Below are 2078 nucleotides of genomic sequence, written 5' to 3'. Positions count from 1 at the left end.
CAACCTGTCTTCTCACAAATCGGCCCATGCGCAAGAGGTTCTGAAATCACAAGGCAACTGGCTGCTCTTTCTGCCGCCGTACTCGCCCGACCTCAACCCAATCGAAATGGCATACTCGAAACTCAAGGCACACCTCCGAAGGCTCAAGGCCCGCTCCTTCGAAGCGCTTTTCAAATCCGTTGCACAAACATGCGACCTCTTCCCACCAGACGAGTGCCGAAATCTCTTCAAGGCTGCCGGGTATGTTACAGATTAAATGGACGGTGCTCTAGTCCGCTCAGGGTTGCTTTGGCGGTTCGGAGTGAGCGGAAGCTCTGCCGATATCCAAGGAGCCGCTTCATAGCAGCATGATCACTTTCGATCCGGTTGTTGCGCCACTTTCGGTCGATGTGACGTATGCTGTCGAAATGTGGGTCATAGCGATGGTTGATTTCGCGGATGACACGCACATAGGCCTGCGCCTTGTCGGTACAGATCGTAACGGGGCGGTGCAGTCGGACACGCTCAATCGCCTTCGCATCCCGCCGCGCGGTGAGGCGGAAGTCGACCATCTGCCCGTTCGCATCAATGGCGCGCCAGAGGTAGTGCCTTTTTCCGCCGACCCGGATGTAGGTCTGGTCCACATGCCAATCGACACTTGCCCGGCGCAGGTGCTTCTCTGTGCGCTTGGTCAGTTCAGGGCCGAACTTCTGAACCCAGCGATATACAATAGAGCGATTAACTGTGACATCGCGCTCTGCCAGAAGATCGACGACATCCTAATAAGACAGCGGGTATCGCAGATATCACCGGACAGCACAGAGAATGATCTCACGCGGAAAACGATGATGTTTGAACGGTGACTGGCGCGGCATGGTGAACCTCAAAAGTCAAAACCTGGCCGACAACAAGAGTTAATGCAACAGTCCCTCCAAAAAAGAGGCCCCGCTAAAGCGGGGCCAGTTCGCCTTTTCAACCACAAAAAGGACCAGGGTTTCTTATGGCAAATTCAGTATCGATACTTAGCCTGAAAGCCACAGGGTACGTCAACACATGGCCCTAACAAGCCACGTCAATCTCCCGGAGACTAGTACTTCAGCAACCAGACGTCAATCTAATGGTTCTGTCGCAAATTTTCCTAGGGGCAACAATCACCTTTCTCCCGGGCGCACTTATCCTGCGAGGGCAGCGAATTGCTGGAAACCGTTTGTGCCTTGGGCGGTGATTTGTCCTTTGCGGATCATGTGTGAGGTTTCAATTCCGGCCAGTATTCCAGCATCGGCCGTGTCATCCGCTTGATAAAACGATGATCCTGCTCGACGATGTTGTTTAGATGCTTACTCTGCATAATCCCGATCAGTCGCCCTTCACCGGTGAATTTGTGGATCACATTGACCGCCTGAAGGCCCGCCAGATTGGCCCCACTTTTATCGATAGCAACCCGATCAGGAACGCCATTTGTCTTGATGGCTTGCTTGAAAAACCGCCGCGCAGCAGCAGTATCACGTCGATTTCAGAGCATAAAATCAAGGGTTCGGCCGTCCCGATCGACGGCGCGGTAAAGATCGGTCCACTCACCTTTGAGCATGATATAAGTTTCGTCCATCCGCTACGAAACTGCCGTGGACCGCTTGTTTTTCTGGGCTTCCGCAGCAACGAACGGCGCATATTTCACCACCCACCGGTTCAACGTGGCGTGGTCGATTGTGACGCAGCGCTCAGCCATAATCTCCTCCAGATCACGATAGGAAACGGCGTATCGGACGTAGAAAAACACTGCGTATAGGATCACGCTTTTAGGGTAATGTGTCCCTTTGAAATTGATAGCCATTTCGCCTGCCTTTTTTTGGCAGAGAGCATAACAGAAACGAAAAGCAACAGCGAACTGAAAAATTTGCGACAGAACCCTTTTCGACCACCAACGGTGCCATCACAGAGGACATCTGTACTTCAGTACCTGGAAAAGCACATCGCAAATCCTACCGGCGCCAGCCGGTAGTCGTTCAGTATCCACGCCCTGGTTCCAACCCACCGACTTCCAGTCGGTTCTGCTTCAGCGTGAAAGAATCGTCTTATGATCATACCCTGTAGAAAATGAG

Annotated in this window: 1 protein-coding gene and 2 pseudogenes; 1 reads left to right on the top strand and 2 read right to left on the bottom strand. The window is 52.6% G+C overall.

What is annotated here, in order from left to right; all coding sequences use genetic code 11:
* Nucleotides 1-256, top strand: a 256-nt coding sequence (locus V6N04_RS18915) for a transposase (RefSeq protein ID WP_371171727.1), incomplete at its 5' end; no start/stop codon positions are given.
* Nucleotides 257-266: 10 nt separating this feature from the next.
* On the opposite strand, the pseudogene V6N04_RS18910 reads toward V6N04_RS18915, so the two are convergent.
* A pseudogene (locus V6N04_RS18910) lies at nucleotides 267-854 on the bottom strand (IS6 family transposase); the annotation flags it as partial.
* A gap of 297 nt (nucleotides 855-1151) precedes the next feature.
* Nucleotides 1152-1810 (bottom strand): annotated as a pseudogene (locus V6N04_RS18905) (IS6 family transposase).
* Between the last annotated feature and the right edge of the window lie 268 nt (nucleotides 1811-2078).

It is taken from the genome of Aliiroseovarius conchicola (assembly GCF_041403445.1).
Classification (GTDB): domain Bacteria; phylum Pseudomonadota; class Alphaproteobacteria; order Rhodobacterales; family Rhodobacteraceae; genus Aliiroseovarius; species Aliiroseovarius conchicola.
Note: the sequence above shows the minus strand (reverse complement) of the source record. Positions and strands in the feature narration are given on the sequence as shown.